Annotated in this window: 1 protein-coding gene; it reads right to left on the bottom strand. The window is 35.6% G+C overall.

Annotation, left to right across the window (positions count from 1 at the left end):
- Positions 1-542 (bottom strand): replication initiation protein (locus C9J37_RS28735; protein WP_107897951.1); only part of this gene is annotated, 542 nt, incomplete at both ends.

Here is a 542-nt window from a genome sequence, read left to right as displayed (position 1 = left end):
TTTCATTAGGTCTTTAAGCAACACTTGCTCATTTACCTTGTACACCACTTCTATTCGGCTTAATTCATGTGCTAAATAAATTCCTTTATTCCTTGCTAGTTCTAGCCGTTTATCATAAATCCTACAGTAACCATTCCGTTTACGTTGGTCGCTTCTACCAAAATACCGTGTTGTATCAAAGTGTGTCATATTCCTCCGTGCATCTGTCGGTATCACCACTATATTTTCTAAACCAGTTTGTATATCATACGCTACATCACAGCTCACAAATTCTACTCGGCTTGCCCGCTTCCCTATCATCTCTAGTATTTCTTTGAAATGTGAGTAATGCTCTGGCCTTGTCTCAATCCTTAGGGTATATAAATGACCTTCTGTTTCTCTAAAGTTTTTAAAATACATATGAATGTATACATTATCACTTTTCCGCATGTGTAGTTCATAGCTATATGTTCCACTATAAATCTTCATTTTCACTTGATATTTCTTCACTCCGACCATATAAACACGTAAAAATGTCGAATATGGTACATCCTTATAATCTA

This window comes from Lysinibacillus mangiferihumi, from assembly GCF_003049665.1.
In the GTDB taxonomy this organism is placed as follows: Bacteria; Bacillota; Bacilli; order Bacillales_A; family Planococcaceae; genus Lysinibacillus; species Lysinibacillus mangiferihumi.
The sequence above is the reverse complement of the archived record's forward strand: the minus strand, read 5'-3'. Positions and strand labels throughout refer to the sequence as shown.